30 protein-coding genes and 4 tRNA genes are annotated in these 26,545 nt (G+C 68.4%); 19 read left to right on the top strand and 15 right to left on the bottom strand.

The features are described from left to right. From F9B16_RS33460 to F9B16_RS33450, 3 genes are all read left to right on the top strand, one after another. Positions 1 to 778 (top strand): 2-oxo acid dehydrogenase subunit E2 (locus F9B16_RS33460; protein ID WP_192809116.1); only part of this gene is annotated, 778 nt, incomplete at its 5' end. Positions 779 to 883: 105 nt separating this feature from the next. Continuing rightward, positions 884 to 1,528: a nicotinamide riboside transporter PnuC gene (gene pnuC / locus F9B16_RS33455; protein WP_151544214.1), complete on the top strand. Its 645-nt coding sequence runs from the start codon at positions 884 to 886 to the stop codon at positions 1,526 to 1,528. Then, a complete protein-coding gene (locus F9B16_RS33450) occupies positions 1,525 to 2,634 on the top strand; it encodes an AAA family ATPase (protein ID WP_151544213.1) in 1,110 nt (369 codons plus the stop codon). The genes pnuC and F9B16_RS33450 overlap by 4 nt, the downstream gene beginning before the upstream one ends. Here the strand turns inward: F9B16_RS33450 and F9B16_RS33445 are convergent. The 7 genes from F9B16_RS33445 to F9B16_RS33415 all read right to left on the bottom strand — a co-directional run bounded on the left by F9B16_RS33445 (position 2,612) and on the right by F9B16_RS33415 (position 7,407). After that, entirely contained in the window at positions 2,612 to 3,922 is a 1,311-nt protein-coding gene (locus F9B16_RS33445) for an ROK family transcriptional regulator (protein ID WP_225992171.1), read from the bottom strand. The two genes, F9B16_RS33450 and F9B16_RS33445, sit on opposite strands and share 23 nt — an antisense overlap. Positions 3,923 to 4,001: 79 nt before the next feature. After that, positions 4,002 to 5,906, bottom strand: coding sequence for a glycoside hydrolase family 3 protein (locus F9B16_RS33440; RefSeq protein WP_225992170.1), 1,905 nt, complete (start codon positions 5,904 to 5,906; stop codon positions 4,002 to 4,004). A gap of 55 nt (positions 5,907 to 5,961) precedes the next feature. Beyond that, positions 5,962 to 6,036 (bottom strand) — tRNA-His (locus tag F9B16_RS33435). A gap of 1 nt (position 6,037) precedes the next feature. Next, positions 6,038 to 6,110, bottom strand: a tRNA-Arg gene (locus tag F9B16_RS33430). 21 nt (positions 6,111 to 6,131) lie between these two features. After that, positions 6,132 to 6,204, bottom strand: a tRNA-Met gene (locus tag F9B16_RS33425). A 5-nt stretch (positions 6,205 to 6,209) separates the two neighbouring features. Next, a tRNA-Ser gene (locus tag F9B16_RS33420) sits at positions 6,210 to 6,294 on the bottom strand. A 258-nt stretch (positions 6,295 to 6,552) separates the two neighbouring features. Further along, positions 6,553 to 7,407 (bottom strand): oxidoreductase, encoded by an 855-nt coding sequence (locus F9B16_RS33415; protein ID WP_151544212.1) that lies wholly within the window; start codon positions 7,405 to 7,407, stop codon positions 6,553 to 6,555. 81 nt (positions 7,408 to 7,488) lie between these two features. Between F9B16_RS33415 and F9B16_RS33410 the strand changes: the two genes are divergently transcribed. Then, a complete protein-coding gene (locus F9B16_RS33410) occupies positions 7,489 to 8,370 on the top strand; it encodes a LysR family transcriptional regulator (protein WP_151544211.1) in 882 nt (293 codons plus the stop codon). Here F9B16_RS33410 and F9B16_RS33405 read toward each other — a convergent pair. Further along, positions 8,360 to 8,620: a sigma factor-like helix-turn-helix DNA-binding protein gene (locus F9B16_RS33405; RefSeq protein ID WP_225992169.1), complete on the bottom strand. Its 261-nt coding sequence runs from the start codon at positions 8,618 to 8,620 to the stop codon at positions 8,360 to 8,362. The two genes, F9B16_RS33410 and F9B16_RS33405, sit on opposite strands and share 11 nt — an antisense overlap. 273 nt (positions 8,621 to 8,893) lie before the next feature. Between F9B16_RS33405 and F9B16_RS33400 the strand changes: the two genes are divergently transcribed. The 3 genes from F9B16_RS33400 (at position 8,894) to F9B16_RS33390 (ending at position 10,522) form a co-directional block, all read left to right on the top strand. Then, positions 8,894 to 9,115 (top strand): hypothetical protein, encoded by a 222-nt coding sequence (locus tag F9B16_RS33400; protein ID WP_151544210.1) that lies wholly within the window; start codon positions 8,894 to 8,896, stop codon positions 9,113 to 9,115. Then, positions 9,108 to 9,719, top strand: coding sequence for a DUF2637 domain-containing protein (locus tag F9B16_RS33395; protein WP_151544209.1), 612 nt, complete (start codon positions 9,108 to 9,110; stop codon positions 9,717 to 9,719). Before F9B16_RS33400 ends, F9B16_RS33395 begins: the two co-directional genes overlap by 8 nt. A gap of 272 nt (positions 9,720 to 9,991) precedes the next feature. Then, positions 9,992 to 10,522: a GIY-YIG nuclease family protein gene (locus tag F9B16_RS33390; protein ID WP_151544208.1), complete on the top strand. Its 531-nt coding sequence runs from the start codon at positions 9,992 to 9,994 to the stop codon at positions 10,520 to 10,522. A 75-nt stretch (positions 10,523 to 10,597) separates the two neighbouring features. On the opposite strand, the gene F9B16_RS33385 is transcribed toward F9B16_RS33390, so the two are convergent. Continuing rightward, complete coding sequence (locus tag F9B16_RS33385) at positions 10,598 to 11,329, bottom strand: XRE family transcriptional regulator (protein WP_151544207.1); 732 nt, start codon at positions 11,327 to 11,329, stop codon at positions 10,598 to 10,600. Between the two features lie 172 nt (positions 11,330 to 11,501). Here F9B16_RS33385 and F9B16_RS33380 point away from each other — a divergent pair, with 172 nt between their 5' ends. From F9B16_RS33380 to F9B16_RS33365, 4 genes are all read left to right on the top strand, one after another. Further along, the gene (locus F9B16_RS33380; RefSeq protein WP_151544206.1) at positions 11,502 to 11,780 is read left to right on the top strand and encodes a hypothetical protein; all 279 of its coding nucleotides are present in this window, start codon (positions 11,502 to 11,504) and stop codon (positions 11,778 to 11,780) included. A 444-nt stretch (positions 11,781 to 12,224) separates the two neighbouring features. Then, entirely contained in the window at positions 12,225 to 12,680 is a 456-nt protein-coding gene (locus F9B16_RS33375) for a GntR family transcriptional regulator (RefSeq protein ID WP_151544205.1), read from the top strand. A gap of 49 nt (positions 12,681 to 12,729) precedes the next feature. Beyond that, positions 12,730 to 13,296: an HD domain-containing protein gene (locus F9B16_RS33370; protein WP_151544204.1), complete on the top strand. Its 567-nt coding sequence runs from the start codon at positions 12,730 to 12,732 to the stop codon at positions 13,294 to 13,296. 126 nt (positions 13,297 to 13,422) lie between these two features. Beyond that, on the top strand, positions 13,423 to 15,804 hold the full coding sequence (locus F9B16_RS33365; protein ID WP_192809115.1) for a DUF4062 domain-containing protein: 2,382 nt from the start codon (positions 13,423 to 13,425) through the stop codon (positions 15,802 to 15,804). A 10-nt stretch (positions 15,805 to 15,814) separates the two neighbouring features. Here the strand turns inward: F9B16_RS33365 and F9B16_RS33360 are convergent, their stop codons facing one another. From F9B16_RS33360 to F9B16_RS33350, 3 genes are read right to left on the bottom strand one after another with little or no spacing between them, the layout of a single operon-like run. Further along, positions 15,815 to 16,663, bottom strand: coding sequence for a macro domain-containing protein (locus tag F9B16_RS33360; RefSeq protein WP_151544202.1), 849 nt, complete (start codon positions 16,661 to 16,663; stop codon positions 15,815 to 15,817). 52 nt (positions 16,664 to 16,715) lie between these two features. Further along, complete coding sequence (locus tag F9B16_RS33355) at positions 16,716 to 17,192, bottom strand: NUDIX hydrolase (RefSeq protein ID WP_151544201.1); 477 nt, start codon at positions 17,190 to 17,192, stop codon at positions 16,716 to 16,718. A gap of 2 nt (positions 17,193 to 17,194) precedes the next feature. Then, positions 17,195 to 17,938: a helix-turn-helix domain-containing protein gene (locus F9B16_RS33350; protein WP_151544200.1), complete on the bottom strand. Its 744-nt coding sequence runs from the start codon at positions 17,936 to 17,938 to the stop codon at positions 17,195 to 17,197. A 177-nt stretch (positions 17,939 to 18,115) separates the two neighbouring features. On the opposite strand from F9B16_RS33350, the gene F9B16_RS33345 reads away from it, so the two are divergent. The 6 genes from F9B16_RS33345 to F9B16_RS33320 all read left to right on the top strand — a co-directional run bounded on the left by F9B16_RS33345 (position 18,116) and on the right by F9B16_RS33320 (position 22,455). Further along, positions 18,116 to 18,340 carry a hypothetical protein gene (locus F9B16_RS33345; RefSeq protein ID WP_151544199.1) on the top strand — a complete coding sequence of 75 codons (225 nt, stop codon included), beginning with the start codon at positions 18,116 to 18,118 and terminating at the stop codon, positions 18,338 to 18,340. 159 nt (positions 18,341 to 18,499) lie between these two features. Beyond that, complete coding sequence (locus F9B16_RS33340) at positions 18,500 to 18,688, top strand: hypothetical protein (RefSeq protein ID WP_151544198.1); 189 nt, start codon at positions 18,500 to 18,502, stop codon at positions 18,686 to 18,688. 28 nt (positions 18,689 to 18,716) lie between these two features. Continuing rightward, positions 18,717 to 19,061, top strand: coding sequence for a hypothetical protein (locus F9B16_RS33335; protein ID WP_151544197.1), 345 nt, complete (start codon positions 18,717 to 18,719; stop codon positions 19,059 to 19,061). 59 nt (positions 19,062 to 19,120) lie between these two features. After that, complete coding sequence (locus F9B16_RS33330; RefSeq protein ID WP_225992168.1) at positions 19,121 to 20,857, top strand: FtsK/SpoIIIE domain-containing protein; 1,737 nt, start codon at positions 19,121 to 19,123, stop codon at positions 20,855 to 20,857. A 157-nt stretch (positions 20,858 to 21,014) separates the two neighbouring features. Beyond that, complete coding sequence (locus F9B16_RS33325) at positions 21,015 to 21,194, top strand: helix-turn-helix domain-containing protein (RefSeq protein ID WP_151544195.1); 180 nt, start codon at positions 21,015 to 21,017, stop codon at positions 21,192 to 21,194. Positions 21,195 to 21,312: 118 nt separating this feature from the next. Beyond that, a complete protein-coding gene (locus F9B16_RS33320; protein WP_192809114.1) occupies positions 21,313 to 22,455 on the top strand; it encodes a site-specific integrase in 1,143 nt (380 codons plus the stop codon). 94 nt (positions 22,456 to 22,549) lie between these two features. On the opposite strand, the gene F9B16_RS33315 is transcribed toward F9B16_RS33320, so the two are convergent. Beyond that, positions 22,550 to 23,731: an MFS transporter gene (locus F9B16_RS33315; protein WP_151544193.1), complete on the bottom strand. Its 1,182-nt coding sequence runs from the start codon at positions 23,729 to 23,731 to the stop codon at positions 22,550 to 22,552. A gap of 100 nt (positions 23,732 to 23,831) precedes the next feature. Between F9B16_RS33315 and F9B16_RS33310 the strand changes: the two genes are divergently transcribed. Continuing rightward, positions 23,832 to 24,599 (top strand): AraC family transcriptional regulator, encoded by a 768-nt coding sequence (locus F9B16_RS33310; RefSeq protein WP_151544192.1) that lies wholly within the window; start codon positions 23,832 to 23,834, stop codon positions 24,597 to 24,599. Positions 24,600 to 24,630: 31 nt separating this feature from the next. On the opposite strand, the gene F9B16_RS33305 is transcribed toward F9B16_RS33310, so the two are convergent. Next, a complete protein-coding gene (locus tag F9B16_RS33305; protein ID WP_151544191.1) occupies positions 24,631 to 25,332 on the bottom strand; it encodes a hypothetical protein in 702 nt (233 codons plus the stop codon). Between the two features lie 164 nt (positions 25,333 to 25,496). Between F9B16_RS33305 and F9B16_RS33300 the strand changes: the two genes are divergently transcribed. Continuing rightward, positions 25,497 to 25,802, top strand: a complete 306-nt coding sequence (locus F9B16_RS33300) for a hypothetical protein (RefSeq protein WP_151544190.1) — start codon at positions 25,497 to 25,499, stop codon at positions 25,800 to 25,802. 16 nt (positions 25,803 to 25,818) lie between these two features. Here the strand turns inward: F9B16_RS33300 and F9B16_RS33295 are convergent. Further along, a partial coding sequence (locus tag F9B16_RS33295) for an MFS transporter (protein ID WP_151544189.1) occupies positions 25,819 to 26,545 on the bottom strand: 727 nt, incomplete at its 5' end.

Raw genomic sequence — 26,545 nt, 5'->3', positions numbered from 1 at the left:
CGCCGCCCCGGCCCAGGCCCCGGTCGCAGCGCCGGCCGCCGCCCCGCAGGCGCCCGCCGCCAAGCCCGCCGCCGCCAGGCCGGCCGCCGAGGACCGGGACGTCGAGGCCGTCCCGCTCAACCGCTTCCGCAAGGTCGCGGCGCGGCGGCTCACCGAGAGCAAGCAGAACGCGCCGCACTTCTACCTCAACCGGGAGGTGGACGCCGAGGCGCTGCTGGCGTTCCGCGCCACCCTCAACGAGGCGCTCGCCCCGGCGAAGGTCAGCGTGAACGACCTGGTCGTGAAGGCGGTGGCCACCGCGCTGCGCGAGCACCCGGAGGTCAACGTCTCCTACACCGAGGAGAACCTGCTCTTCCACAAGCGGGTGCACGTCGGCGTCGCCGTCGCGGTCCCGGACGGGCTGGTCGTCCCGGTCGTGAAGGACGCCGACCGCAAGAGCGTCTCGCAGATCGGCGCGGAGACCCGCGAGCTGGCCGGGAAGGCGCGCGACGGGAAGCTGTCCGTGCAGGAGATGAGCGGCGGCACGTTCAGCGTCAGCAACCTCGGCATGTTCGGCGTCGACTCGTTCTCCGCGGTGATCAACCCGCCGGAGGCGGCGATCCTCGCGGTCGGCGCCGTGCGCGACGAGCCGGTGGTGCGCGACGGGCAGGTCGTCCCGGGCAAGCGGATGGCGGTGACGCTCTCGGTCGACCACCGCGCCTGCGACGGCGCGACGGCCGCGAAGTTCCTCGCCCGGCTGGCCGAGCTGCTGCAGAACCCGCTGCTGATCGTGGCGTGAGCGCGGCCTGACCGCGAGCGTGAGCGCGCGGCCCCGGTGATCGCGGAGGTCACCGGGGCCGCGCGCCACTTGTCGTCTTTCTGACGACATGTGATCATTGCCGGCATGGCGGTCAACGTTCCGCTGGGTCCCCTGCTGGATCCGGCGTTCCACCTCGGGTCGGTGCCCACCACGTGGGCGGAGCTGCTCGGCTTCGCCACCGGCGCGGTGAACGTCTGGCTCGTCGTCCGGCAGAACATCCTCAACTGGCCGATCGGGATCGCCAACGTCGTCCTGCTCGGGCTGGTGTTCCTGGACGGCGGCCTCTACGCCGACGCCGGGCTCCAGGTCGTCTACGTCGTGCTTCAGATGTACGGCTGGTGGGTTTGGCTCTACGCGGGCGACGGGCGCGACGAGCTGCCCGTCCGGCGCACCGCCCGCACCGAGTGGTTCGCGCTCGCCGCCGCCGGAGCGGCCGGGACGGCGCTGCTGACCTGGATGCTGTCGGCCTGGACGGACTCCACCGTCCCGTTCTGGGACGCGCTGACCACCGCGCTGTCGCTCGTCGCGACCTACGGGCAGTCCCGCAAGCTGCTGGAGTCGTGGTGGCTGTGGATCACCGCCGACCTGATCTACATCCCGCTGTACTTCTACAAGGAGCTGAAGCTGACCGGCGCCCTCTACGTGCTGTTCCTCGCGCTGTGCGTCGCGGGCCTGGTCGCCTGGCGCCGCGACCTGCGGCGGCGGGAGGCGGCCCCGGTGCCGACATGACCCGCGAGCACGGGCTCGTCATCGGCAAGTTCTATCCGCCGCACGCGGGGCACCACCACCTGATCGACACGGCCGCCGCGGCGTGCGCGCGGGTGACGGTGGTCGTCGCCGCGTCGACCGTGGAGAGCGTCCCGCTCGCGCTGCGCACCGCGTGGCTGCGGGAGGCGCACCCGCAGCCGCACGTGGAGATCGTCCCGGTGGTGGACGACGCGGAGATCGACTACGGGTCGGACGAGATCTGGTCGGCGCACGTCGCGGCGTTCCGGGCCGGGCTGGCGCTGCGGTCGGGGCTCGGCGTGGCCGTCCCGCCGGTGGACGCGGTGTTCAGCTCCGAGCCGTACGGCGCCGAGCTGGCGGCGCGGTTCTCCGCCGTCCACGTGCCGGTGGACCCGCCGCGCGAGCGGTTCCCGGTCAGCGGCACCGCCGTCCGCGCGGACCCGGTGGCGGCGTGGGAGTGGCTGTCGCCGCCCGTCCGCGCGTACCTGGCGCGCCGCGTCGTGGTCGTCGGCGCCGAGTCGACGGGCACGACGACGCTGGCGCGCGCGCTCGCCGCGCACTACGCCGGACGCGGCGGGGTGTGGGCGGCGACGCGGTGGGTGCCGGAGTACGGGCGCACCTTCACCGAGGAGAAGCTCGCCGCCGCGCGCCGCGCCCCGTCCGACCCGTCGCTGTGGCTGGACGATCTGGCCTGGGAGTCCGCCGAGTTCACCGCGATCGCCGAACGGCACGCCGCGCTGGAGGACGCCGCCGCCCGCACCGGTTCGCCGCTGCTGGTCTGCGACACCGACGCGTTCGCGACCGCGCTCTGGCACGAGCGGTACCTCGGCGCGCCCGCGCCGGACGTCGAGGCCGTCCACGCGCGGGTGCCGCACCACCTGTGGATCCTGACCTCGCCCGACGGCGTGCCGTTCGAGCAGGACGGCTGGCGGGACGGCGAGTCGATCCGGGCGTGGATGTCGGGCCGCTTCCGGGAGGAGCTGGAGAAGCGGGACCTCCCGCACATCGTGGTGACCGGCCCGCACGAGGAGCGGCTCGCCGCGGCGGTCGAGGCCGCCGGCGCGCTGCTCGCGCGCGGCTGGTCGTTCAGCGCCCCGCTGGCTCCGTAGCGGCGGGCGGTTCCGCGCCACCGGACGGCTCCGCGCCGGCGGACGGTTCGGCGTCACGGAGCGGTTCCGCGCCGCCGGACGGTCCGGCGTCGCCGGGCGCCCGGTCGACGCGGAAGAGGTCCTCGTCGATGCGGTCGAGGGCCAGCCGGACGGCGCCGAGCCCGATCGCCTCGTCGCCCAGCCGGGACGCCTCGATGCGCACGGGGCTCAGGCACAGCGGCAGGACGTGCCGGCGCAGCGCCTCGACCAGCGGCGCGCCCGCGCCGACCAGCGGGCCGCCGACGACGATCATCTCGGGGTCCAGCGCGAGGGCCATCGCGGCGACGCCGCGGGACATCCGCGCGGCGAGCCGGTCGACGGCCCGCAGCGCGTCCGGGTCGCACCGGCCGGCCGCGGCGAGCACCCGTTCGGCGTCCTCCAGCGCGGGACCGGCGGAGGCGAGGCCGGCGAGCGCGGCGCCGACCGCCCCGGGCCCTGGCTCTGGCCCGGGCTCGGCGCCCGTGACCAGCACGGCGGTGGTGTAGCGCAGGCCCAGCTCCGGCAGCATCCCGATCTCGCCGGCGGCGCCCCACCGGCCGCGGTGCAGGCGCCCGCCGATCAGCGCGCCGGCGCCGGTGTGCAGCCCGGCGTGCACGCAGACGACGTCGTCGGCCGCGCGGGCGGCGCCGCGCCACCGCTCGGCCAGCGCGGCGAGGTTGGCGTCGTTCTCCACCAGGACGGGGCAGGCGAACGAGCGGCCGAGCTCCCGGCCGAGCTCGACGCCCTCCCAGCCGGGCACGGCGGCGCAGCGGGTGACGGTGCCGTCGGGACCGACCACGCCGGGGGTGCCGGCGGCGACGGCCCGCAGCGACCGCCGGTCGATCCCGGCCTCGGCCAGGCACGCCTTGACGGCGGCGCGGACGGCGGCGATGCGGGCGTCCGGCCGGGCGTGGGTGTCGAGGCCGGCGCGGTGGCCGCCGACGACCTCGCCGGACAGGTCCGTGACGAGCAGCCGCACGTGGTGGGCGTCGATGTCGGCGCCGAGCGCGTGGCCGGCCTCGGCGCGGAACCGGTAGCGGCGCGCGGGCCGGCCGAGGCCGCTGCCCGGCCGCGGCGCGACCTCGGCGACCAGGCCGCGGCCGATCAGGTCGCCGAGCACGCCCTCGGTGGTGGGGCGCGACAGCCCGACCCGGCGGGCCAGCCCCGACAGCGTCGACTCGCCGCCGTCGCGCAGCTCGCGCAGGGTGGCGGCGGAGTTCAGGCGGCGCAGCACCGAGAGGTCGCCCCCGTGCAGCGAGCGTTCGGACACGGCACCCCTGACTTATGGAAGGTACCTGCATAAGTGGGCCGGACGGCGCCCACGATACCCCGGACCGGCGGCGCGGTCCTCAGCCGCCGTACGTGAGTCCGTACCCGAACGGGAAGAGCGGCTCCTTGCCGTCGCCGCGGTTGACCGGTTCCTCTCCCTCGCCGCGCGGCCAGGTCACCGGCAGCCGGCCGGACGGCCGCACGGCGCCGAACAGGACGTCGGCGACGCCCGCCCCCTCCGTCCCCGGCAGCCACGACGCGACGAGCGCGTTCCAGCCGCCGAGCCGGGACGCGACGTCCAGCGGGCGCCCGGAGACGAGGACGACCGCGACCGGAACGCCCGAGGCGCGCAGCCGCTCGATCGTCCGCACGTCCTCGTCGTCGAGGGCCAGGCCGCCGGGCCGGTCGCCGTGGTACTCGGCGTACGGCTTCTCGCCGACGACGGCGACCGCCGCGTCGTAGGTCTCGTCGATCCCCTCGCCGTCCCGGTTGTAGTCGATCTTCGCCTGCTCGCCCGCGACCTGCTTGATGCCCTGCAGGATGGTGGTGCCGGGTGTCGTCCTGCCGGGCGAGCCCTGCCAGGTCACCGTCCAGCCGCCGGACTGCATGCCGATGTCGTCGGCGTTGCGTCCCGCCACGAAGATCTTCGCGTCGCGGCGCAGCGGCAGGACGCCGTCGTTCTTCAGCAGCACCTGCGACGCCGCGACGGCCCGGCGGGCCAGCGCCCGGTGCGCGGCGCTCCCGACCGCCGTCAGGCGACTCCGGTCGGCCATCGGACGCTCGAACAGCCCGAACCGGATCTTCTCGGTCAGGATGCGGCGGTTCGCGTCGTCGATCCGCGCCATCGGGACCGTCCCGTCCTTCACCTCGGCGCGCAGGCCGGCGATGAAGTCCTTCCACTTCCGCGGCACCATGACCATGTCGATCCCGGCGTTGACGGCCTTCGCGATCTCGTCCCTGGTGAACCCCGCCTCGCCGTCGATCCGGTCGACGCCCTGGTAGTCGGACACGACGATCCCCTTGAAGCCGAGCTCGCCCTTCAGCACGTCCGTGATCAGGTACCGGTTCGCGTGCATCTTCACGCCGTTCCACGAGCTGTACGACACCATCACCGACGCGACCCCGCGCCGCACCGCCTCCCGGAACGGCGGCAGGTGCACGGCCCGCAGCTCCTCCTCCGGGATCTTCGCGTCGCCGCGGTCCCGGCCGCCCTCGGTGCCGCCGTCGCCGACGAAGTGCTTCGCCGTGGCGAGGACGGACGCCGGCCCGCCCGGCTCCGCGCCCTGCAGCCCGTCGATGAGCGAGGCCATGGCGGACGGCAGCTCCGGGACCTCGCCGAACGACTCGTACGTCCGGCCCCAGCGGTCGTCGCGGGCGACGCACAGGCAGGGCGCGAAGTCCCAGTCCGCGCCGGTCGCCGCCATCTCCTCGGCGGTCGCCGCCCCGATGTCGCGGACGAGCGCCGGGTCGCGGGCGGCACCGAGCCCGATGTCGTGCGGGAAGATCGTCGCGCCGACCACGTTGTTGTGCCCGTGTACCGCGTCCACCCCGTACACCATCGGGATGCGCAGCGGCGCGGACAGCGCGCCCTTCTGGTACCCGTCGACCATGTCGGCCCAGCTCTCCGCCGTGTTCGGAGAGGGCGCCGAACCGCCGGCCGACATGACCGACCCGATCCGGTACGTCCCGACCTCGGCCGGGGTGATGTACCGGCGCTCCGGCTGCGTCATCTGCCCGAGCTTGTCGTCCAGGGTCATCCGGGACAGCAGGTCGTCGACGCGGGCCGCGACGGGCAGCCCCGGATCGAGATAAGGGGCGGCGGCCGGGCGCGCCGCGCCGCCGGCGGCGGGTGCGGGCACCGGGCCGAGCACGAGGAGCGCCGGCAGGCCGAGGGAGAGCAGCCGCGACCGGAACGCCCGCACGGAGAAGCAGTACATGAGGAAGGTTTTTCCGGCGACGGCCATTCCCGGCACAAGCGGGCGCAAGCGGCCGGCAATATCTGCCGGCCGCCGCCTACCCAATACCGCTATTTCCCCTTAAGGGCGACCGCCCGGGATCGAACCGAGGACCTCCAGGACCACAACCTGGCGTGCAGACCACCACACCACGGACGCCGTGTCTCCGGTAGGAATCGAACCTACGCCCTCCGGGTCCGCAACCCGGCGCGCTCTCCTCTGCGCCACGGAGACTCGATATTCACTTGTACTGCGTACTGGGCGCAGGAATCGAACCTGCCTGATGCGGCTTATGAGACCGCCGGATGCACCAGCATCCCTGCCCAGCCTGCGCGGAGGGTGCGAGATTCGAACTCGCGCAGGGTGACCCCTGACGACGGCTTAGCAAGCCGCTGCCTTTCCGCTCGGCCAACCCTCCGGGACACGTTCGGGGACCGTTCCGGGGAAAACAAAAAGACCGCCCGTTCTGCTCGGGCGGTCGGCGGCGGGACGCGATGGTCACGTCCTGCGGCGGCTCCCGAGGCCGGAGTGGCTGCTGCGGTGCATTCGGTGATGGCGCATCTTTCCCTCTCCTTCCGGCCTCGTTCCGTTCGACGCCCATATTGCCGCAGCGGTTCCGCCTCGGCAACACATTATTTCCGGGGCGGCCCGCCCGGTGCGGGCCGCCCCGGATTCGCTACTCGTCGAAATCGGTGCTGCGGATCAGCGGCTCCCAGGCGTCGAACTCCGCGCGCAGGCCGTCGAGGCTCGCGGCGACCGCGTCGGCGGCGTCGCTGCCGAGCGGCAGCCGCAGCGGCGTGTCCTCGGCGTCCAGCGCGGTCAGGATCGCGGCCGCGGCCTTGGCGGGATCGCCCGGCTGCTTGCCGTCGCTGTCCGGCAGGCCCTTGCGCACCTGCCCGACGGTGCCGGCGTACTCCGGCATCTCGGCGGCCATCAGCAGCCCGCCGCCCGCGAACGACGTCCGGAACGCGCCCGGCTCCACGATCATCACCTTGACGCCGAACGGCGCGACCTCCCCGGCGAGCGCCTCCGTCAGCCCCTCCAGCGCGAACTTGGTGGCCGAGTAGCCGCCGACGCCCGGGAAGGACAGCCGGCCGCCCTGGCTCGTCAGCTGGACGATCGCGCCGGACCCCTGCCGGCGCATGTGCGGCAGCACCGCCCGGGTCAGCGCGGCGGGCCCGAAGAAGTGCAGGTCCATCAGGTCGCGCAGCTCGCGGTCGGTGGTCTCCTCCACCGCGCCGACCAGGCCGCGCCCGGCGTTGTTCACCAGGACGTCGATCCGGCCGTGCCACAGCAGCACGTCGGCCACCACGTCCGCGATCCGGCCGTGGTCGGTGACGTCCAGCGCGACCGCGTTCACGCGGCCCGGGTACCGCTCGGCGAGGTCGTCGAGGGCCTGCGGGCGGCGCGCCGCCGCGACGACGGTGTCGCCCGCCGCGAGCGCCGCCTCCGCGATCGCCCGCCCGAATCCCGAGGTCGCCCCCGTGATCAGCCAGACCCGTCCGGTTCCGTTCTCAGTCGCGTTCGTCATGGCTCGTTTATCGCAGGCGCGGCACCGCGGCGTCCAAGACAGAGATCAACATGACCGATAAAGAGCCTTTATCATCGCGGCATGGAGCTGCGTCAGCTGCGCTACCTGGTCGCGATCGCCGACGCCGGCAACCTCGGCCGGGCCGCCGAGGCGCTGTTCGTCAGCCAGCCGGCGCTGTCGTACGCGCTGCGGCGGCTGGAGTCCGAGCTCGGCGTGCGGCTGTTCGACCGGCACGCGGGCGGGGTCACCGCCACCGCCGCCGGTACCGAGGTCATCGCCGAGGCCCGCCGGACGGTCCGCCAGGCCGAGCGGGTCACCGCGGCGGCGGAGCGGCACCGGCGCGGCCAGACCGGGGTGCTGCGCGTCGGGTTCGAGGCGAGCGGCGCCGGCGAGCTGACGACCCGGGCCCGCTCCGAGTTCGCCCGCGCGCATCCCGGCGTCCGGGTCGAGCCGAAGCGGTTCGACTGGGGCGGCGAGGCGGACGCGCTGCGGTCCGGGGACGTCGACGTGGCGTTCGTGTGGCTGCCCGCCGACCTGACGGGCCTGCACTCGGAGATCGTCCACACCGAGCCGCGGATCGTCGGGCTCCCGTCCGGCCATCCGCTCGCCGGGAACGAGGCGGTCGGCATCCTCGACGTCGCCGACGAACCCCTCCTGTGGACGGAGCGGGCGCCGCGCGAATGGGTGGACTGGTGGGCGGTCAACCCGCGCCCGGACGGGTCGGAGCCGCGGTGGGGGCCGACCAACGACAACGTCGAGGAGATGCTCGAGCAGGTCGCCGAGGGCGTCGCGATCTGCTTCGCGCCGTCCAGCATGGCGCGGTACTACACGCGGCCCGGCATGGTCTGGGTGCCGCTCACCGGCGTCGAGCCGCTGCGGGTCGCGCTCGCCTGGGCGGACGGCGCGGACGGCCCGCTGGTGCGGTCGTTCGCGGAGATCGTCCGCGGCCTGGTCACCGGGTGACGGGCGCGCCCAGGGTCGCGTGCAGGGCGCGCAGCGCCTGGTAGACGCGGACCTTGACCACGTCGACCGGCACCCCGAGCAGGGCGGCGGCCTCGTTGACCGAGCGTTCCCGGAAGACCGTCTCGGTGAGGATCTCGCGGTGCGCCGACGGCAGCGCCTGGAAGGCCCGGGCGACCGCCGCGGAGCGCGTCCGCTCCCCCGGTGCGCCGGGGGCGAACGAACCGGTGTGCTTGCCCATTCGCAGTGCCACGCAACGAACTTCGCACCGCGAAGCCCCCAAGGCGCCCCCCTTATGCCGTCTTTAAGGAAGAGTTGAGGGGCCGATCCGAAGGGCTGGATCTGATCACGTCCGGCACCGTCCGGAAGAGTCGCCCTGGCAGCCGCTCACCTGTGCAAACGCAGGAAGGGAAACCGACGGTCCGTCCGGCGGAGTCGAGGTAGGTCGAGCAAGATCGATTTACCTTGGCTCCCGCCGGCGGCTCCCGTGGCTCCCCTCCGCTCAGCAGGAAGGAGGGCAGACACCATGGCCCTGAGAATCAGCGAAAACACCATGGTCACGGACCTCAACGGCGAGATCATCGCCACGGCCACCCGAGCCCCGGACGGCTGGCACGTCACCACATGGCCACGCCCACTCGACCGCAACTCGGCGATCACAGCCATGTTGCTCGCCGAGCGCGTCATCACCCACGGCGAAGACGACCTGTGCGTCATGGAGTGGCGTCGGGAGCTGGCCCATGGTTGATCGACTCATCCGGATCACAACGGCTCTGGCAGTCGTCGCGGTCGCCGTGGTGGCCGCGATCATCTCGTACCGCCACGCCTACGAACTCGTCCACTCCCACGGCGAGGCCGGCACAACGGCGCGCCTCGTCCCGTTCACGGTGGACGGCCTCATCTGGGCGGCGTCCATGGTGGTCCTGGACGCGAGCCGCCGCAAGGAACCGGCGCCCGCCCTCGCCAAGTGGAGCCTCGCCGTAGGCATCGTGGCGACAGTAGGCGCCAACGTGGCGCACGGCGCGTCCCACGGCGTCATCGGCGCCCTCGTGAGCGCATGGCCGGCGCTCGCCCTCGTCGGCTCCTTCGAGCTGCTCATGACTCTCACTCGCACCGCAGCGCGCCACGCCGCACCAGCACGGGACGACGAACGCACCACCGTGGAACAACCCGAGCCACCAAGCACTGAACCGGAGCAAACCCCGGAACAAGCGGTACTCGCCGAGTACCTCGCGAGCCTGGACGGCCCAGGCCGCCCCGTCTCGCAGCGCTATCTAGCCGAGAAGCACAACATCGACCGCCGCAAGGTCAAACAGATCATCACCAACGCGGTGGATGCCGTCCCAGCGTAGTTACGTAAGCCCCAGTCACAACCGATCCCGTGGCTGGGGCTTACACCTGCCAGTTGCTGGAACCGGTGTTGCCCGCTCCTGCACTCTACTCACCAAAGCTCTCACGTGCACAGATCCAACGCAGCCACGCCCAGCGCACTGTGTGTACAGGACGAGAGCGGGGGACGATGCAATGCCCATACAACATTACTCAGACGCGGAGCCCGCGCCGGACCTATAGGATTCGCCACAGAAAGATCACAGAGCGTCGTCACCAACATAAGGACAGCTAGATGAATCTCGATGAAACTGTCAACGTAAGCGTAAGGTTTTCATGGGAATTGATGGGAGAAGTGATTTTGGACCACAAAGGCAGCCTCGCCTTCCCCCGAATGCAATTCCCCTGGGACGGCGGTGGCGTATACCGCATCACAGGGAGACGCCCCATTGAAACTACAAGTGCTTACGATCGCCGATCTCGCTGGTTCTTCTATATCGGCCAGAGCCGAGATATTCCAGCTCGCCTAAATAAGTATCGCAACCCAGGTCCGAACCAGGCCACGAATATCAGGGTTAACGAAGCGCTACGCGCCGAACTAAGACAGGGCACGAGAATTTCTCTATCCGTTGCTCGCGAGATGAGGATCAAAGTCGGCAAGGAATGGAGGGACCTCGACACCGGCAGCACTATACAGAGGACGCTAGCCGAAAGCGCAGCCCTCATGCAAGCTTACGCAACGGAGGATTTGGGTGATGTTGACATTCTAAACAAGGGCCTAGATGATTCGGTTGACCGCGAGTTCAAAGACGCCCCATGGCCATAAGAAGCCCGATTGTCATGTTGCAATAACGTGCAATCCATCCCCAAGATCGCCTCTAGAGTTTCTACCACTCAAGGCTCAGTAGAATGTAGCGGCGCCTGACCATACGCGTTCAAAGCTATCTAGATACGTGCTCGCCATGTCGCCATCCTCCGCGCGCCGTAGATGCAACACGGGCGTGTGAGATGCGGCGATGCCGTAGGCGTGCGGGTTGACCAGAAGGTAATCATCGGCGCGATAGATCGAGTTGTAGAGCACCGTGTCATGGAGCCGGATCTCTACGCCGTCCACCTCGCCGAGAGCCCGGTAGTGGACGAGGGCGTTGCGGATCTTCGCCGCCATCGACTCGCCAACGCCCTCGTCACTTCCGCGCTCGGCAACGCACGTTCCGTCCGGATCACCGAGCAGGATCCGCACGCGGGCGCCGCTGCGCGCCCGCTCCGCGAGCATGCGCAGGATGCCCATGTCCTCGGCGAGGAAGAGGCCCGCGTACGCCAGGATTCCGATCTCGTCCCGTGCGTTCTGGAAGAGCTGTTGCCACACCGGACGAGGGACCGCCCATCGATGCGGATACGTCGCCAGGACCTCGATCACCGGCGGATCGGCACGGACGGCGGAGGCAGCGAGTTGAGGCCATAGGTCGGCCTCGTCTCGTCCGACCAGTGCGGCGATGCGGTCACGGTGCCGCGCGTAGGGCACCCGGCCGGCGAGCCACCGATGGACGGTCTTGGGATCCACGCCCACCCGTGCCGCAACGTCGGCTTCCGCGAGGTGGGCGTCAGCAAGGGCACGCCGCAACAAGTCGTTCACCAGACCTCCCGGGGACGCAAGCGAGAACGACGCACTCAACGACGCTAACAGAAGACGTCCCAAGACGTCCCTAGATGCCGATAGAGAGGTCCCGGACCGGACGCGAGGCTCAAGAGGCACACCGCGAACGCCACGTTCGCCAGGACGACCCCACGCACGCCAAGGAGCCACCATGCGCACCGATCGGCCCTACCCGGCCGCCCCCACGCACACCGCCACCAACACGGACTCGGCTGACGAGGAACTCGCGAACCTGCGAAGGGACTTCACCGGTCACCGAATCTGGCGCGGCGTACGCAGCGACGGGAGCCTCGGGGATTGGGTCGCGAGCCTGCACGACCCGGCCGCCGGAGTCGACCCCACGGTGATCCAGTCCTCGTCCGCCGCGTTGCGTGAGGCACTCGTCAACGAGGCCGCACGGGCCGAGATCAAGCGTGCGGTGAACTGGTGATCGGACGCTTCCGGACGCCGCGCTCACCATGGACCGGGACCGCGAAGGGGAGCGCGGTTCCGTGGGGGGAGGTGGAGGCGGCGCGGTCGGTGAGTGTCCCCCCGGACGCACCGGCCGCGCTTCCTCTGCCCACCCACGCCGGACTGTCGCGGGGCCGCTGGCACCTAACCCGGCTCGCCCGCCGCCTGGGCCGGTACGACTGGACGACCGAACTTCGCATCGACGGCCCGCACCCGATGTTGCGCGTGTACGCCGACAACGCCCCGACGATCGGCGAATCCGTATCCGTAGTCTGGGGCAATAGCGCTTGGTGGTACCAGTCCAGCACCGGTATTTGGCTGGCACGCTGCACACGCCCCCGCCTCGCCGCTGACAAGGTGACAGTCCTGCTCACACCCTGGGTCGCTCTGGCAACGACCCGCTATAGGGACGAGTGACCCGGACATGGCCCGCCGCACGGCACCGGGCACCTACGCCCGCATCGCTAACGTCCTACGCCAACGCATCACAGACGGCACCTACGCCCCAGGGGACCAACTCCCAGGCGAGGCCGCCCTCTGCGCCGAGTTCGGCGTCGCCCGCAACACCGTGCGGCGGGCCCTGTCCACCCTCGAAACCGACGGCCTCATCACCGCACGCCCCGGCGTAGGCCGATTCGTCCCTACCGCCAAGCCAGCCGTTCACACCAGGTACGAGAGCATCGCCGCGGACCTACGGCGCCACATCGAGAGTGGCCACTACCGTCCAGGCGACCTACTTCCGAGCGAGGCCCAGCTCGCCAAGCGCTACGGCGTATCCCGCCACACGGCCCGCCACGCCCTCACGGCTCTAGAGGAAGCCGGCCTCGTGACCTGTGTCCACGGCAAGGGACGCTACGTCAGCCAAGACGTCCCTAGATGATCCACCCGTGTCCGTGGACGTCCACACCGGTCCCCGTAGCGTCGAACCCATGAAGAAGAACACCGCAGCATGGGCGAGCGAACTCGCGCGCAAGCACCTGGAGACCCCGCTTCCTCGCCGCTGGGCGCACACCCAAGGCGTAGCCCGGCAAGCCCGCACGCTCGCCCCCATCCTCGGCGACAACGCCGACCTCCTGGAGGCCGCCGCATGGCTCCACGACATCGGCTACGCCCCTGACCTCGTAAACACGGGCTTTCACCCCTTGGACGGCGCCCGCTACCTCCGCAACACCCACCGCGCCGACGACCACCTGTGCCGCCTGGTCGCCCACCACTCCTGCGCCGCCATCGAAGCGCGTGAGCGTGGGTTGGCCGATACCTTCTCCAAGGAATTCCTACCGGCTGATCCTGTGCTCAGCCGTGCGCTGACCACCAGCGACATGACGACGACACCAGACGGTGCGCCCGTCACCGTAGAGGAGCGTCTCGCCGAAATAAGGAACCGCTACGGAACCTCGCACGTGGTGACACGCTTCATCCAAAAGGCGGAACCTCATCTGATAGACGCCGTGTACAGGGTTCAACATGAGGCTCGCTCGAGGAGCTCAGCATACTAGACTGGGCGTCCGGCGTTGGGCTGACCGAGACATCCTTCCTGGAGCCTGCAAACATCGACTTCAGGAATCTAGTCTCCAACTTCCCAGTCGGTTCAGATATTTTACGATGCGAGGAAGGCGAGCGCGGTGGCGAACCCTCGTGAGTTGGTTGTCTTTGTTGCTTCACCGGGCGACCTCAGCGACGAACGTGATTCTGTACGCCGCGCCGCGGACTACATCAACTCTCTTTTCCTGGCATCCCATTCGACCCGATTGATGATAACGGGCTGGGAACAGTCTCAACCCACTTTTGGACGTCCACAGGAAGCCATCAATCCGCTCGTCCAGCAGTGCGATATTTTTATCGGCCTACTTAACCGCAAATGGGGTACACCCACCGGCGAGTTCAGCTCCGGCTTCGAAGAAGAGTATGAGCAAGCGGCGAAGCGCGCCAAAGAAAGCGGGCGTCCCAGTGTGGCCATATTCTTCAAGGAGGTGCCAGATGAGATGCTCCAAGATGCAGGGCCCTCGCTCTCCAAAGTCCTCGAATTTCGAAAGAAGTTGGAAACTGAACATATCGCTCTATATCGACAATTTTCCACCGTCAAAGACTTTGAACTTCAGGTAACCAAATACCTGATGGCAGTTGTAGTGGACCAATCTAGCCACGACATACCACCTTCGCCCGAGGGGACCGTCGACAAGGTCACAGCCACCGAGCAACTTCCGACCGACACTGAACCCGAGGAGCAAGACGAGGCCAGAGAACAGCTAGCCGCCACACTATACTCCTTCTATAGTCTAGCCAAAATTGGAAGTACTGGAGACGGCCTCCTAGACCCGGACCGGCTGCTTCTTTTTTCCATGGCAGTGCAATTTGAGATGCTGTCGATTCCCATTCACTCTATGAATAGGATCTATGGAAAAAGAAGGGAATATGCGATTTCTATTATTGAATACCGACTGATCATTTGGACAGTAGCGGAAAATTTTCACACTACTCGCAATGGCGAAATCCGCAGCTTCGCCCCCGGCTTTGAGATGATCATGAGAGTCGGCTCGCGTAGCGACCTCGAGGACGTGCTTGTCTCACAGATGCTCACACAGAAAGCAGAGATCCCTGTTTCTAACGGCTCTCTTGGCATACTTAGGGAAATGAAAGCACGCCCGGCCCAACTATGGGGGTCGCGCGAGAATGTGTCAAACCCCTCTTCATCCGCTAGCGACTCGGTCGCGCGATCAGAGCAAGATCTTGTCGAGAACTGGGCCCATCTCCTCGGAGTTCCTCAGACGGAAAATGCCGCCTTCAATTATATGTCATCAGTAGTTCGAGATTCAGACTTCTCGCTACTGAAGGCTCTAAGTGATCGCATAGACAATGCGTCGGTCGCCGAGAAAGTCATGGCGATCGCGAAATACGCCATAGGTGATTTGAGCGGTATCTGCGACCTAGCATCCAAACGTTATCTCAGTGAGGAATCTTGCTTCGAACGGATGCTTAAGGCTTCCTTTTCACAAATGAGCGAAGAGCAACTCTCCGCCGTCATTCTTGGTCAGCGATCACTCTCAGACAGTCTGGTCCGCGATGCTTTTACCGCTCTATCGCGACATCGCGCCCCCACATCAGAAGAGTATCTCAGGCTCCTAAAGAGCAAAAAAAATGAGCTCATCAGCTTGGCATTCAACGTTGCCGAAGTGGCGGGTGAGGCGGCCGCTCTAAACCTACTTGCCGCAGCATCACAATTCAATGATGATAAAGCTGATGAAGATTTGGACGAGTACAGGCACCGCCTGCGTTCCCTTGTCCAGACGGAAGAGGAGTTGCGTGCCGAACTCTCCAATCCCTGGTCTTTTGTAGACGCTTGGTCAGCTCTTTCCTGGCTTCACGGTTCAGCACTGGCCAGCGAGGCTCGAGAGATCCTTGATTCTGATTGTGATAGTGCCCTTGATGAAACGAAACTCGAGGAAGCAGGGTATGACGCCAGACTTCGAACTTTCGTGAGAACACTTCTCAGAAGGTCGGCGCTAGATCTACTGGCTCGCATTCCAGCTAAAGATCGGGATGATCAGGATGTTGAGCGATTCCGGCGAGAACTTGCTCGGAAAGAGAGACTTACGACGCCACAAGCCGTTAAGGGTCTGACATTGACAGGAACTGCTGAGGACGCCACGCACTTCTTGAAGCTCGTAACTAATCACTATGGAGAAGAGAAGAAGGTGCTGTTGAAGAGCGCAGTGAAACTGGGAGGGGCGAAAATTGCGAGGAAAATGATAGCTGATTCCGATGAAGAAACGGCCTCGGCCGGCGCGCATGCGCTTTCAACCGACTCTTCAATCCCGTTGAGTGAGCTCCAGAGCTATCTGTACAGCTCTCACGATTCTGTCCGGATGGAAATCTGGAAGGCAGTTGAAAACCGTATGGGAAGAGGCGAGCTCGAAGATTACATAGATGAATATCGTTCTCGAGAGGCAGGCTACTACTACGACGTGGTGGCAGCGCTGGACAGAAAGCTCTACATGCCGCAGTGACGCAGCCTAACTAGAGGGCCCGGAGAAATCGATCTAGATCATTCATTCTGATTTGCCGACGATCTTTAGGATGTATAATTATCAAAAGCTCACGCGATACTACCTCCTGACGCGATGAAGCTACAAATGACAAAGCGATCATTTTTATTAGGCTGCTTCGATCCAGCGATCCGACTCGAGCTAACTCGGAGCCAATCACTGGAATAGCCACCGGATCTAGCCTTCCATGAGTCCTGACGGCATCCCAGACACTGGACAGGCTTCTCCAGATGGCGTCAACGGAGCAACTGACCCGCATATCGTTTCTCATATATCCGTAAGCGAGCGCATAGTACCTTGCGCCTCCCTCATTCAACACAGCAACTGTGCCGATCTCATAGCGGCTAAGCTTTCCTCTTGCTTTAGTTGTTAAAGATTCTCTTGCGATGACTTGCGTATTTCCCAGCGCTCGCTCAAGTTCGAGATCAAGAGCCTCGACACCTGGATAATATTTTAGCTGAAATTGCCCCTGTACGCTGCGTGGATCAATCACAACACCGTCAGAAATATCAGTGTCGAAAGTATCAGTGAAGCCGATGATGACGTTGCCTGATTCTTCTAAGATATCCCCTTGTTTGATGCGGATAACGAAATTTGGATAAGTGTATGAGTGTTCGACCGTCGATTGAGGCCATCTATGCACCAATCCTGCAACTAAGCAACTTGAAGCAAGAGAGCCCAAAGTGAGCCAGGCATGATGCGCCAGGGAAGGCCAAATAGCTAGCGCTATTTGAAACACAGCGCTGAGTAGCCCAAAGGAGGCCAAGGCGGCCGTTGCAAAATCAGCCAATCCCTGCTTAGTGAAGTATGTATCGCGCAAGTCTTGCCGCAACTTTTTACACCACCCTCAAAAGAACCTGAGCAGGTTCCAATTAGCTGATTAGCGGTTGATCTGGATGAGTGATGTAATCTTCAACTCTGGATCTCATTGACCGGTGCATTGATAGACTTGCAATGCTATTCAATGCCATCCAAGTCACTTCGCTCGATTCCTCGCTCGGCCGAAGATGTCCAGCTATCGGCTTTCCCGCAAGAAGGATCGAAAATTCTTGGCGCACCTCGTTGTTGCTGGTGTAGTGGATGACGTGCTTGGGGTCACTGTAGATGCCGACCAAGCCGGTGATCTCTACATCTATGCCGGTTTCTTCTTTGGTTTCGCGGATGGCGGCTTGGGTGACGGATTCGCCTAGGTCGATGGCGCCGCCCGGTAGGGCCCAGTTGTCGTTGTCGGTGCGGCGGATCATGAGGATCTCGCCCTTGTCGTTCTCGACGACGACGTTGACGGCTGGGACGAGGCTGTTGGCCTTGGGTGCGTTGGGGTCGTCGTAGTAGTCGATCCTGCGGCCCATTTTCAGTCCCCCGGTATGGGTGTGGCGTTTTCCCAGACGCGTTCGAAGCTGTCGAGGTAGGTGTTCACCAGGTCTCCGCCGGCTATGCGGCGGAGGTGCCAGACGGGGGCGAGTGCGGCTGTGATGCCGTAGACGTGGGTGTTGACCAAGAGCTGGTCGTCGGCGCGGTAGATCGAGTTGTAGAGCACCGTGTTGTGGTAGCGGAACTCGACGCCGTCTTGTTTGCGCAGGTTCTTGTAGAGGACGAGGGCGTTGCGGATTTTGGCGGCTTGGGCGTCGCCTACGCCCTCGTCTGCGCCGCGTTCGGCTACCTGGGGGCTGTCGGGGTCGCCGAGGAGGATGCGGACGCGGACGCCGGCTTTGGCTTTCTCGGCGAAGGTGCGTTGGATGCCGGAGTCTTCGGAGAGGAAGAGGCCGGAGTAGACCAGGACGCCGATGTCTTCTTTGGCGGTGGCGAACAGACGTCCCCACGCGTCCCTGGGGACCATGGTGCGGCGCGGGTAGATGGTGACCAGTTCGCTGCTGGAGGCCGCAGTGACTTGCTCGTTGGTGAGCGCGTCGGGCCACAGGAACGTCTCATCGACGCCCAGGCGTGAAGCCACTGCGTAGCGGTGCCGCCGGTAGGGGGTGCGGTCCTTGGTGATCCACCGTTCCACCGTCTTTTGGTCGACGCCGATCGACTCTGCGAGCGTGGCGATGGTCAGGCCCTGCTCTAGCAGTGTGGCGCGTAGGCGTTCGTTCGGCATGCACCCGTCCGGATCGCGGGACGTCCTGGGACGCGGTCAACCCTATGAGGACGTCATGAACACGTCCAGTCATGTAGTGATCTCGTCCCGCACGTCACGCGCACTCTCTTTCTCGTAGCCCGCTGAACGCCCGAGCCCCCCCGCCGGACACGGGCCGTACGAGAGGAGTGATCACACATGATCCTCGTTCTGGCATCGATCATCGCCGTGTTCCTCGCCGGTTCCACCTGCGGCATCTTCGCCATGCTCGTCATCGGCATTCACGCCGAAGAGCGCCGCGTGATGCGGAGCCGCTCCAACCCGTCCCGTCCCGACTCCTCCCGCGCCGGCGCGGTATCGCGGCGGCTGCTCACCACGCGCACGTGTGACGAGGCTCCGACGCGCGTCCCGGCGGGTCGATGAGCATGCGGATGCCGCGCCTCATCACCGGCCACCGCTGCCCGTGCGGCGCACGCGTCGACCCCGGCAACCGCAGGTGCCGCAAGTGCCGCGCTCGCGCCCGTTGGCTGCGGCGCGGGCGCGGTCCCGGCCACTCCGACATGTGGCCGGAGGCGTGAGCGAGTGAACGTCTCGATTCCGCTGGTCGCCATCCTCGGCGCGGTGGTGTGGCTCGCGTGGCGCTACATGGGCCTGCGCGCTTGGCACGTCGTGGTGTGCCTGCTGTTCGGGTTCTTCCTCGCCGCCACCAGCGCCGCGCCGGAGATCCGCCGGCTGGTGACCGTGCTCGTCCAGTCCCTCTCTCAGAACTGACGTCCCGCCGGAAGGGAGTGATGCCCCAGTGCCCGACATCCCTCAGCACGTCAAGATCGACCTTCAGGGGGTTCGTGCCCGCAACCTCGCCGCCCGTGAAATCGTCTCCGCTCTGTCGGAGGCCATGCCGTACATCGCCGATCTGTGGCTTCGCCTCAACTCCGCACTCGCCGACTCCCCCGCCCTGGTCTCCGAACTGTCCCGGCTCACGGCCGAACTGGTGAAGGTCCGCCGTGACCGCGCGAACCTGGCAGCGGCAGGGCGCGCCACACTCAAGGCCGCACGCGACGCCGACCCCGATCCGCTCTATTACCTGCGCGATGAACTGCGCGCGCAAGGGCACCTTCCGCCGGACGCGTGGGGGCGTTCATGAGTCGGGCGCGGCAGATGCGGCGGCACGCGCGAAAGATGCGCCGCAATGGGCTTCAGCCGATGGTCATCATTGACCGTGACGACCAGGCCCCGGACGTCGCCGCTGTGCTGGTGGCTCGGGCGCTGTGGCGGTACCGGTCGGAACTCGCTCCCCTGTATCTGGTGACCGCGCTCGTTGTCTCGGGCCTCGTCCTGCACGTCGCGCGTCCGCACTGGTGGCCGTACCTGCTCGCCGTAGCGACGGTGGCCGCGTGGGTGCTGGCTGTGTTCGGGGACCGGTTCGGGCTCTCTCTGCGCATGGAACGGCTGTACGGCGCGGCTGTGGTCATGGGTGCCGGTGGGTGGCTTGCTGCGGTGACCGCGCTCGGTATCGCGTTCTCCCCGCTCCTCCAGGTGCTCGCCGTGGGTGGGTTCGTGCTCGCCGTGCCGTGGTGGGTGCATCGGCGACGGCGCGCCAAGGTGCGAGTCGATCGACAGATCGCCGCATGGCCTGAGATCGCGCAGTCGATCGGGCTCGCCGGCTCCCGAGCGCAGTCCGCCGTGGTGGACGTGTGGGGATGGCGTGCACGCTTCGCTCTCGCACGTGGCCAGACCATCCAGGACGTCACCGCGAAAGTGCCCGCAATTGAATCGGCGCTCGGGACGTTCCGCGGCGCGGTGCGCGTCTTCCCCACGCGCGACGACAAGGCCAACCGGTTCGAACTCCGGGTGCTCAACACCGACCCGCACGCCGATGCGATCCCATGGCCCGGCCCATCGGTCTCGTCCATTACCGAGCCGATCGACCTCGGGCCGTTCGAGGACGCGACCAGCGCACGCGTTCTGCTGCTGCGACGTCACGGGCTCATCGGGGGCGTGGCCGGCTCGGGAAAGAGCGGCGGGATCAACGTCCTGATGGGCAATCTCAGCGCGTGTCGCGACGTGGTCATCTGGGCCATCGACCTCAAGCGCGGCATGGAGTTGCAGCCGTGGGCGTCCTGCATCGATCGGCTCGCCACCACACCCGAGCAAGCCCGCGCCATGCTGCGCGATGCCGTGACGATTCTCGAGGCGCGCGCCGAGTGGCTCACGGCGAACGGGCGGCGCATTTGGGATCCGGCGCCCGAGTTCCCCGCGCTCGTCATCGTCGTCGACGAGTACGCCGAACTCGCCGACGACGCGCCCGACGCGGCCAGTGACACGGACTCGATCGCGCGCCGTGGGCGTGCTGTTGCCGTGACGCTCATCGCGGCCACGCAGCGACCCACCCAGAAGGCCATGGGCAAGGGTGCCGTCCGCTCGCAGATGGACGTCCGGGTGAGCTTCCGCGTCCGCGAGCGCAAAGACGTCGACCTCATCCTTGGGCAAGGGATGCTCAACGCCGGATGGCACGCCCACACCCTCAACGCCCCCGGCAAGTTCCTACTGTCCGCACCCGAACACGACACACCCCGACGAGGCCGCGCCTACCTGCTCACCGATGATGCGGTGAGCGAGGCCGCACAGCGACACGAGGCTCTACGTCCCGTCCTGGACGAGGTCTCACGGCGTGCCTTGGACGAGGCCAGTACGCCGCTTCTACAGCCCGTTTCAGCGGCGTCCGTCCCGCTGAGGCCGTCCAGGGAAGACCGCGCCGAGAGCGTCCTGAGAGAGGCTCTGGAAGGCGCGCCGGACGAGGGGCTTCCGATCGCTCACCTGCTCATGATCACCCAGATGAGCCGGCCCACCCTCTACCGGCGCCTCAACGAGCTGGTGAAGACCGGCCGCGCCGTCCAGGTCGGGCGGGGCCGCTACAAGGCATCCGACCACACTCCGTGATCGTCTCAACGTCTCGTCTCACGCGCGCGCCTGCACGTAAAGAGCCGAGAGACGCCCGTGAGACGAGACGGAGACGACCACCGTCCGCAACCAAGGAGATGATCGCCGACCCGCACCAAGCACGCGCCCGAGACCACCGCTCGGGCGAGAGGAGGTGGTGACCGTGCAGGCGTACACCGTCGAGCAAGTGGCCGAGATCCTCAACATCGGCCGAGACAAGGTCTACTTCCTGATCCGCACCGGCCAACTCCACAGCATCAAGATCGGCAAGCTGCGCCGCATCACTGACCGGCACCTCGCCGAGTTCGTCACCTCTCTCGAAGAGGCCAACCGCTGACAACCGCCGGGAGGTCCGCCCGCACATGACCGCGAACGGACCTCCCTACATGAGGGACGTCTAGGGACGTCTTGAGTTATGGTCGGTGGTGACCTCGACCGATACGAGGAGGGATCCCTTGTCCAAGATCCTCATCGGCAAGTACGAGGGGACGATCTACCCGGAAGGTAACGGCTACACGGGAGCCGTCGCGCTCGGCTTCGGGCCGGACGGCAAGCGCAGGCGGCTCAAGAGGAAGGGGCCAACCAAGGCGGCCGTCAAAGACAAGCTCATCGAAGCCCTGGACGAGCTTGAGAAGGGCGTGAAGCCCGATCCCCACTACTACGTGACGAACGCGGTCAACGACTTCCTCGCCGCGTTCGCCAAGACGGGCAAGTCACCGTCGACCAGTGGAACCTACCGGTCGCTCGCGGATCACCAGCTCATCCCGTTCATCGGCCGGATCCGCTTGAAGGACCTCACGGCGGACGACGTCGAGAGGTGGCTCAACGGCCGATCCGAACACCTCACCTCGTCCACCCTCGGACTCGTTCACGCACTGCTCAAGCGCGTGATCCACCGAGCGGCGCGACATGACAAGGTCGGCCGCAACGTGGCGACCCTGGTCGATACGCCGATGGGCAAGCCAGGGCGCAAGTCCCGATCGCTGTCTCTGGAACAGGCCAGAGCAGTGCTCGCGGAGGCGAGCAAGCCCGATCACCGGATCGGGGCGTACGTCATCCTCGCGATCGTCTCGGGTCTCCGCACGGAGGAACTCCGCAAGCTCAAGTGGAGCGCTGTGGATCTCGATACGGCGACCGTCTACGTACTGCGTTCCGACAGGTATCAGGAAGAGACGAAGACCCTCATGAGCCGACGAGGTCTCGGCATCGCCGAGATGGGGGTTGAGGCTCTCCGAAGCCTGCGCAAGCGGCAGGCCGAGGAGCGCCTGAGGGCAGGCGAGGAGTACGAGGATCACGATCTCGTCTTCTGCCACGAGAACGGGGCGCCGTACTCCTCGGGGCAGGTCCGCCTCCGCTTCCGCAAGATCCTGGAAGCGGCCGGCATCGACGGGGAGGCGTGGTGCCCCCGCGAACTGCGCCACACGTTCGTGTCGCTCATGAGCGATCACGGCGTGCCGATCGAGCGCATCAGTGACCTCGTCGGGCACAAGAACACGACGATCACTCAGACCGTCTACCGTCACCAGCTCCGGCCCGAGATCCGCGACGGCGCCCAGCACATGAACGAGATCTTCGGAAGCAAGAACAAGCTCGCGTAGGCGTGTAGCTCCCATGGCAGCTCCCCCGGACCTGGACGCAGCATCGCGACCCGCTCTGACCTGGATCGCCTCAAGATCGCTCATTAAGGAAGAGCTAACGGTGGAGTGAGGGGCGGGGGGTGTCGGGGGCGGGGGCGGGGGTTTCGAGGGGGGCGGGTTCTTGGAGGAGGCGGGCGAGGAGCCAGGCGGCGGCGGGGACGGCGATCAGCGGGAGCAGCGCGGCGCGCGGGGACGCGGCGTCGGCGAGCGCGCCCACGGCGGGGCTGGCGATGCCGCCGGCGCTGACGGCGAGGCCGAGGGTGACGCCGCTGGCGGTGCCGACGCGGCGCGGCAGGTAGTCCTGGCCGAGCGTCACCTGGATCGAGAACGGGGTGTAGAGGGCGATCGCGGTCAGCGCGACGAACACGTAGATCGCGTAGGAGGGGGCGAGCGCGACGCCCGCGACCGCCGGGACGGCGAGCAGGTAGGAGGCGCGGAGCGTCCGCACGCGGCCCAGGGTCGCGGCGAGCCGGCCGCCGAGGACGGTGCCGACGGCGCCGCCGGCGAACAGGACGAACAGGGCCGCCGCTCCGGCGTCGGCGCCGTCCCCGGTCCGCTGGCGCGCGACGACGGCGAGCAGGGTGCTGAGGCCGAAGAAGACGACCGAGCGGCACAGCACGACCAGGGAGAGCCGGACGAACATCGGCCAGTCGTCGCGCCCGCCCGAAATGCTCTTCTTCGCCGCCGTGCCGGACGTGCGGCGGCGCATCGCGGTGAGGCTGAGCGCGGTCCCGAGGACGGCCGGGGCCGCGAGCCACGGCGTGGCGTGCAGGCCGCCCGCCGCGAGGACGGGCGTGACCAGCAGCGGGGCGGCGGCGAAGCCGATGTTGCCGCCGAGCGAGAACCAGCTCATCCCGGCGTGGTCGCCGCCGGTCACGGCGCGCGCGATCCGCGCCGACTCGGGGTGGTAGGCGGCCACGCCGAGGCCGGACACCGCGATCGCGGCCCAGGTCAGGGCGTACGCGTCGGACGCTCCGGACAGCGCGACGCCGAGCCCGGCGGCGCCCGTCCCGGCGGGCACGAGCCACGGCATCGCCCAGCGGTCGGTCAGCATCCCGAAGGCGGGCTGGACGACGGAGGACAGCAGCGTGGCGGCCAGCACGATCCCGGACGCGGCGACGTAGCTGTAGTGCCGCCCGGTGACGAGGAACGGGACGATCGCGGGGACGGCGCCCTGGTAGACGTCGACGCAGGCGTGTCCGGCCGACAGCAGCGCGACGGGGCCTCTGCGGTTCATACCGGCAGCCTCGCGCCCGACACCTGTGTCGCGCTTCCGATATTTGGCCATCTTGTATCGCTGTTCCGCCATTGTCGGTGCCCGTGCGTACCCTGAACTGATGACCCGCTACACCCCGCGCGCGAGCACGGGCCTGCGGCTGCTGCCGCCCGGCGGCGAGATCGACGCGCACCGCCACGACGACCACCAGCTCGCCTATGCGGGCTCCGGCGTCCTGTCGGTCACGACCGACGCCGGTATCTGGCTCGCGTCGCCGGCGCGCGCGCTGTGGATCCCCGCCGGGACGGTGCACGAGCACCGCTCGTTCGGCGGCGCCGACCTGCGGCTCGTCGGGATCCCGGCGCCGCGCGACCCGCTCGGCCTGGCCCGTCCCGCCGTCCTCGGGGTGGACGCGCTGCTCCGTGAGCTGGTCGTGGCCTGTACCGACGTCCCTGCCGAGGAGCGGGACGGCGCCGAATGGCTGCGGCTGCGGGACGTCCTGCTCGACCGCGTCGCGCGCGCCCCCAGGTACGCCGACTACGTCCCCTCCGCGCGGGACCCGCGGCTCGCCGCCGTGTGCCGGATGCTGTGCGACGACCCCGCCGACGACCGGACGCTCGCCGAACTCGGCGCGCGCGCAGGAGCCGGCGAGCGCACCCTCACCCGGCTTTTCCGCGCCGAACTCGGCATGACGTTCCCGCAGTGGCGGGCCCAGCTGCGCCTGCACCACGCCATGGTCCTGCTCGCCGAGGGCCTTCCGGTGACGGCCGTCGCGCACCGGTCCGGATGGGCGTCCGCCAGCGCGTTCATCGACGCGTTCCGCCGCACGTTCGGCCACACGCCCGGCACGCACCGCGCCCGCGTCGACGGGCGCCTCCTGCTCCGCTGACCTCCCGCGCGCGCCCCCGGACGACCTGTGGTCAGGCGCGGAGCCGGCGGCGGCGCGGGGCCGCCGCCCGCCACAGCTCGGCCGGCGTCCGGACGAGCCGCAGGACGTGCAGGTCGCGCGGCCGGATCGCCGTTCCCGCGAACGTCGCGTACGGGAGCGCGCAGTACAGCAGCGCCAGCAGGGCGCCCATCCACGGCTCGGCGAGCAGGCCCGCCACGATCACCCCGCACCAGGCCAGCTCGGCGCGCACCGTCCGGCGGCGCGGCGGCAGGGCGCGGCCGCCCACCCGCGCGACGACGGTCTCGGCGGGCGCGGCGTCCGGCCGCAGCCGCGCCGCGAGCATCGCCAGGTCGGCGTCGTCGATCCGCAGCCGGGCCGGCACCGCCTCGGCGACCAGCAGCGCGTACCCGGCGCCGCGTCCCGACCCCGACGGGTCCTCGAAGTGCGCGTGCCGGGCCAGGTCCAGCGCCTGCAGAACGGGCAGGTCCGCCGGTACGAGGTCGAGCAGGCCGAGCCCGCGCTCGCGGGCGTGCGACGCCGCCGCGCGCCGCACGTCCTCCGGCACCTCGACCCCGGCGGCGACCAGCGGCCGGTAGCCGTCCAGCACGTGCAGGGCGCGGACGGGCGGCAGCCGCCGCAGGCCGCCGAGCCGGCGCCGCAGCCGCAGCGCGTCCGCGACCATCGCCAGCGCCGCCAGCGCCAGCCCGATGTGCACCGCGTCGAGCAGTCCCACCCGTCACCTCCAGCCTCGCCGTCGGCGCATCGTCCCAGCGCACAGGGGTGCGCGGACATGCAGGCGGCGGCGAACCCGGCGGGCGCGCTTGTCAGCGAACTCACAAGCCGCCCCCTCGCCCGGCGGCCCAGCGCCTAGGATGAGGCGCCGGGGAGGTGGTGGACGTGGACGCGCCGCACATGTCGTTCCCGCCGGACGGCTGCTCCTACGAGGTCCGCTACACGCTGGGCCGCCGCGGCACGGGCCTGGAGGCGTTCGCCGACGAGTTCGACCTCGGGCGCTGGTTCGTCCTGATGGCCGAGGAGGGCGTGTTCTCCCCGGTGGAGTTCTCCGTCCCCGACGAGGACGGCCGCAACGGCTTCCAGATCTTCTGCGTGTCCGACGGCGCCCGGGTCCCGATCAGCTACTTCCACCCCCGTCTCGTCCGGGGCCGTATCGAGGGGGCGCGCGCCGCCGTCCCGAACCCCTGACCCGGAGCCCGCGCCGCTAAGCGCGCGCGGGGCGCCGGAGCACGGCCGCCGCGAGGACCGCCAGGCCGCAGAACGTCCCGGCGAGCACCCCGTACCCGGCCGCGGACATGATGACGGTGGACAGCAGCCCGGCCGCGGCGGCGATCGTCCACACGGCCGCGTCCACCGAGCCCTCGACGTCCGCGCGCGCGGGCTCGGGCAGCTCGCTGGCGAGCCGCCCGCTGCCGCCGACGAAGCACAGGTTCCACGCGTAGCCGAGTCCGAACAGCGCCGCGGCGTGCGTCCAGGCGCCGTCCCCGGCCGCCGCCAGGCCCGTCGACGCGGCGAGCGCCGCGATCCCGGCGAGCATCACCGGGCGCGCCCCGTACCGGTCGACCAGCCGGCCCGTCACCGGTGACAGCGCGAACATCCCCAGCGTGTGCGCGGACAGCGTCATCCCGACCATGCCGAGCCCGTCGCCGTGCATCCGCATCGCGACCGGCGCGGCCGTCATGACCGCGACCATGACGACCTGCGCCGTGGCCATCACCACCAGCGCGGGCCGCGTCACCGGCCCCTGGAGCAGGGCGCGCACCGAGACGCGGTGATCCGGCTCCGGCGCGCCGGTCGCGGGCGCCGCCGGGCCGGACGCGGCCGGGCCGGACGCGGCCGCCACGATCGCGGCGACGGCGGTGGCCAGGAACGCGGCAAGGAACGGGCCCGCGAGGGACGGCAGGCCCAGCCCGCGCGCGACGCCGCCGGAC

Source organism: Actinomadura montaniterrae (assembly GCF_008923365.1).
GTDB classification, from domain to species: Bacteria; Actinomycetota; Actinomycetes; order Streptosporangiales; family Streptosporangiaceae; genus Spirillospora; species Spirillospora montaniterrae.
Note: the sequence above shows the minus strand (reverse complement) of the source record. Positions and strands in the feature narration are given on the sequence as shown.

Bases quoted from the DNA above. Each gene is read 5' to 3' on its own strand.
- F9B16_RS33390 (WP_151544208.1), top strand. From the start codon at position 9,992: ATGAATCTCGATGAAACTGTCAACGTAAGCGTAAGGTTTTCATGGGAA.
- F9B16_RS33415 (WP_151544212.1), bottom strand. From the start codon at position 7,407: ATGACGAACGCGACTGAGAACGGAACCGGACGGGTCTGGCTGATCACG.
- F9B16_RS33315 (WP_151544193.1), bottom strand. From the start codon at position 23,731: ATGAACCGCAGAGGCCCCGTCGCGCTGCTGTCGGCCGGACACGCCTGC.
- F9B16_RS33375 (WP_151544205.1), top strand. From the start codon at position 12,225: ATGGCCCGCCGCACGGCACCGGGCACCTACGCCCGCATCGCTAACGTC.
- F9B16_RS33410 (WP_151544211.1), top strand. From the start codon at position 7,489: ATGGAGCTGCGTCAGCTGCGCTACCTGGTCGCGATCGCCGACGCCGGC.
- pnuC (WP_151544214.1), top strand. From the start codon at position 884: ATGGCGGTCAACGTTCCGCTGGGTCCCCTGCTGGATCCGGCGTTCCAC.
- F9B16_RS33345 (WP_151544199.1), top strand. From the start codon at position 18,116: ATGATCCTCGTTCTGGCATCGATCATCGCCGTGTTCCTCGCCGGTTCC.
- F9B16_RS33380 (WP_151544206.1), top strand. From the start codon at position 11,502: ATGCGCACCGATCGGCCCTACCCGGCCGCCCCCACGCACACCGCCACC.
- F9B16_RS33450 (WP_151544213.1), top strand. From the start codon at position 1,525: ATGACCCGCGAGCACGGGCTCGTCATCGGCAAGTTCTATCCGCCGCAC.
- F9B16_RS33350 (WP_151544200.1), bottom strand. From the start codon at position 17,938: ATGCCGAACGAACGCCTACGCGCCACACTGCTAGAGCAGGGCCTGACC.
- F9B16_RS33330 (WP_225992168.1), top strand. From the start codon at position 19,121: ATGGTCATCATTGACCGTGACGACCAGGCCCCGGACGTCGCCGCTGTG.
- F9B16_RS33355 (WP_151544201.1), bottom strand. From the start codon at position 17,192: ATGGGCCGCAGGATCGACTACTACGACGACCCCAACGCACCCAAGGCC.
- F9B16_RS33395 (WP_151544209.1), top strand. From the start codon at position 9,108: ATGGTTGATCGACTCATCCGGATCACAACGGCTCTGGCAGTCGTCGCG.
- F9B16_RS33400 (WP_151544210.1), top strand. From the start codon at position 8,894: ATGGCCCTGAGAATCAGCGAAAACACCATGGTCACGGACCTCAACGGC.
- F9B16_RS33370 (WP_151544204.1), top strand. From the start codon at position 12,730: ATGAAGAAGAACACCGCAGCATGGGCGAGCGAACTCGCGCGCAAGCAC.
- F9B16_RS33310 (WP_151544192.1), top strand. From the start codon at position 23,832: ATGACCCGCTACACCCCGCGCGCGAGCACGGGCCTGCGGCTGCTGCCG.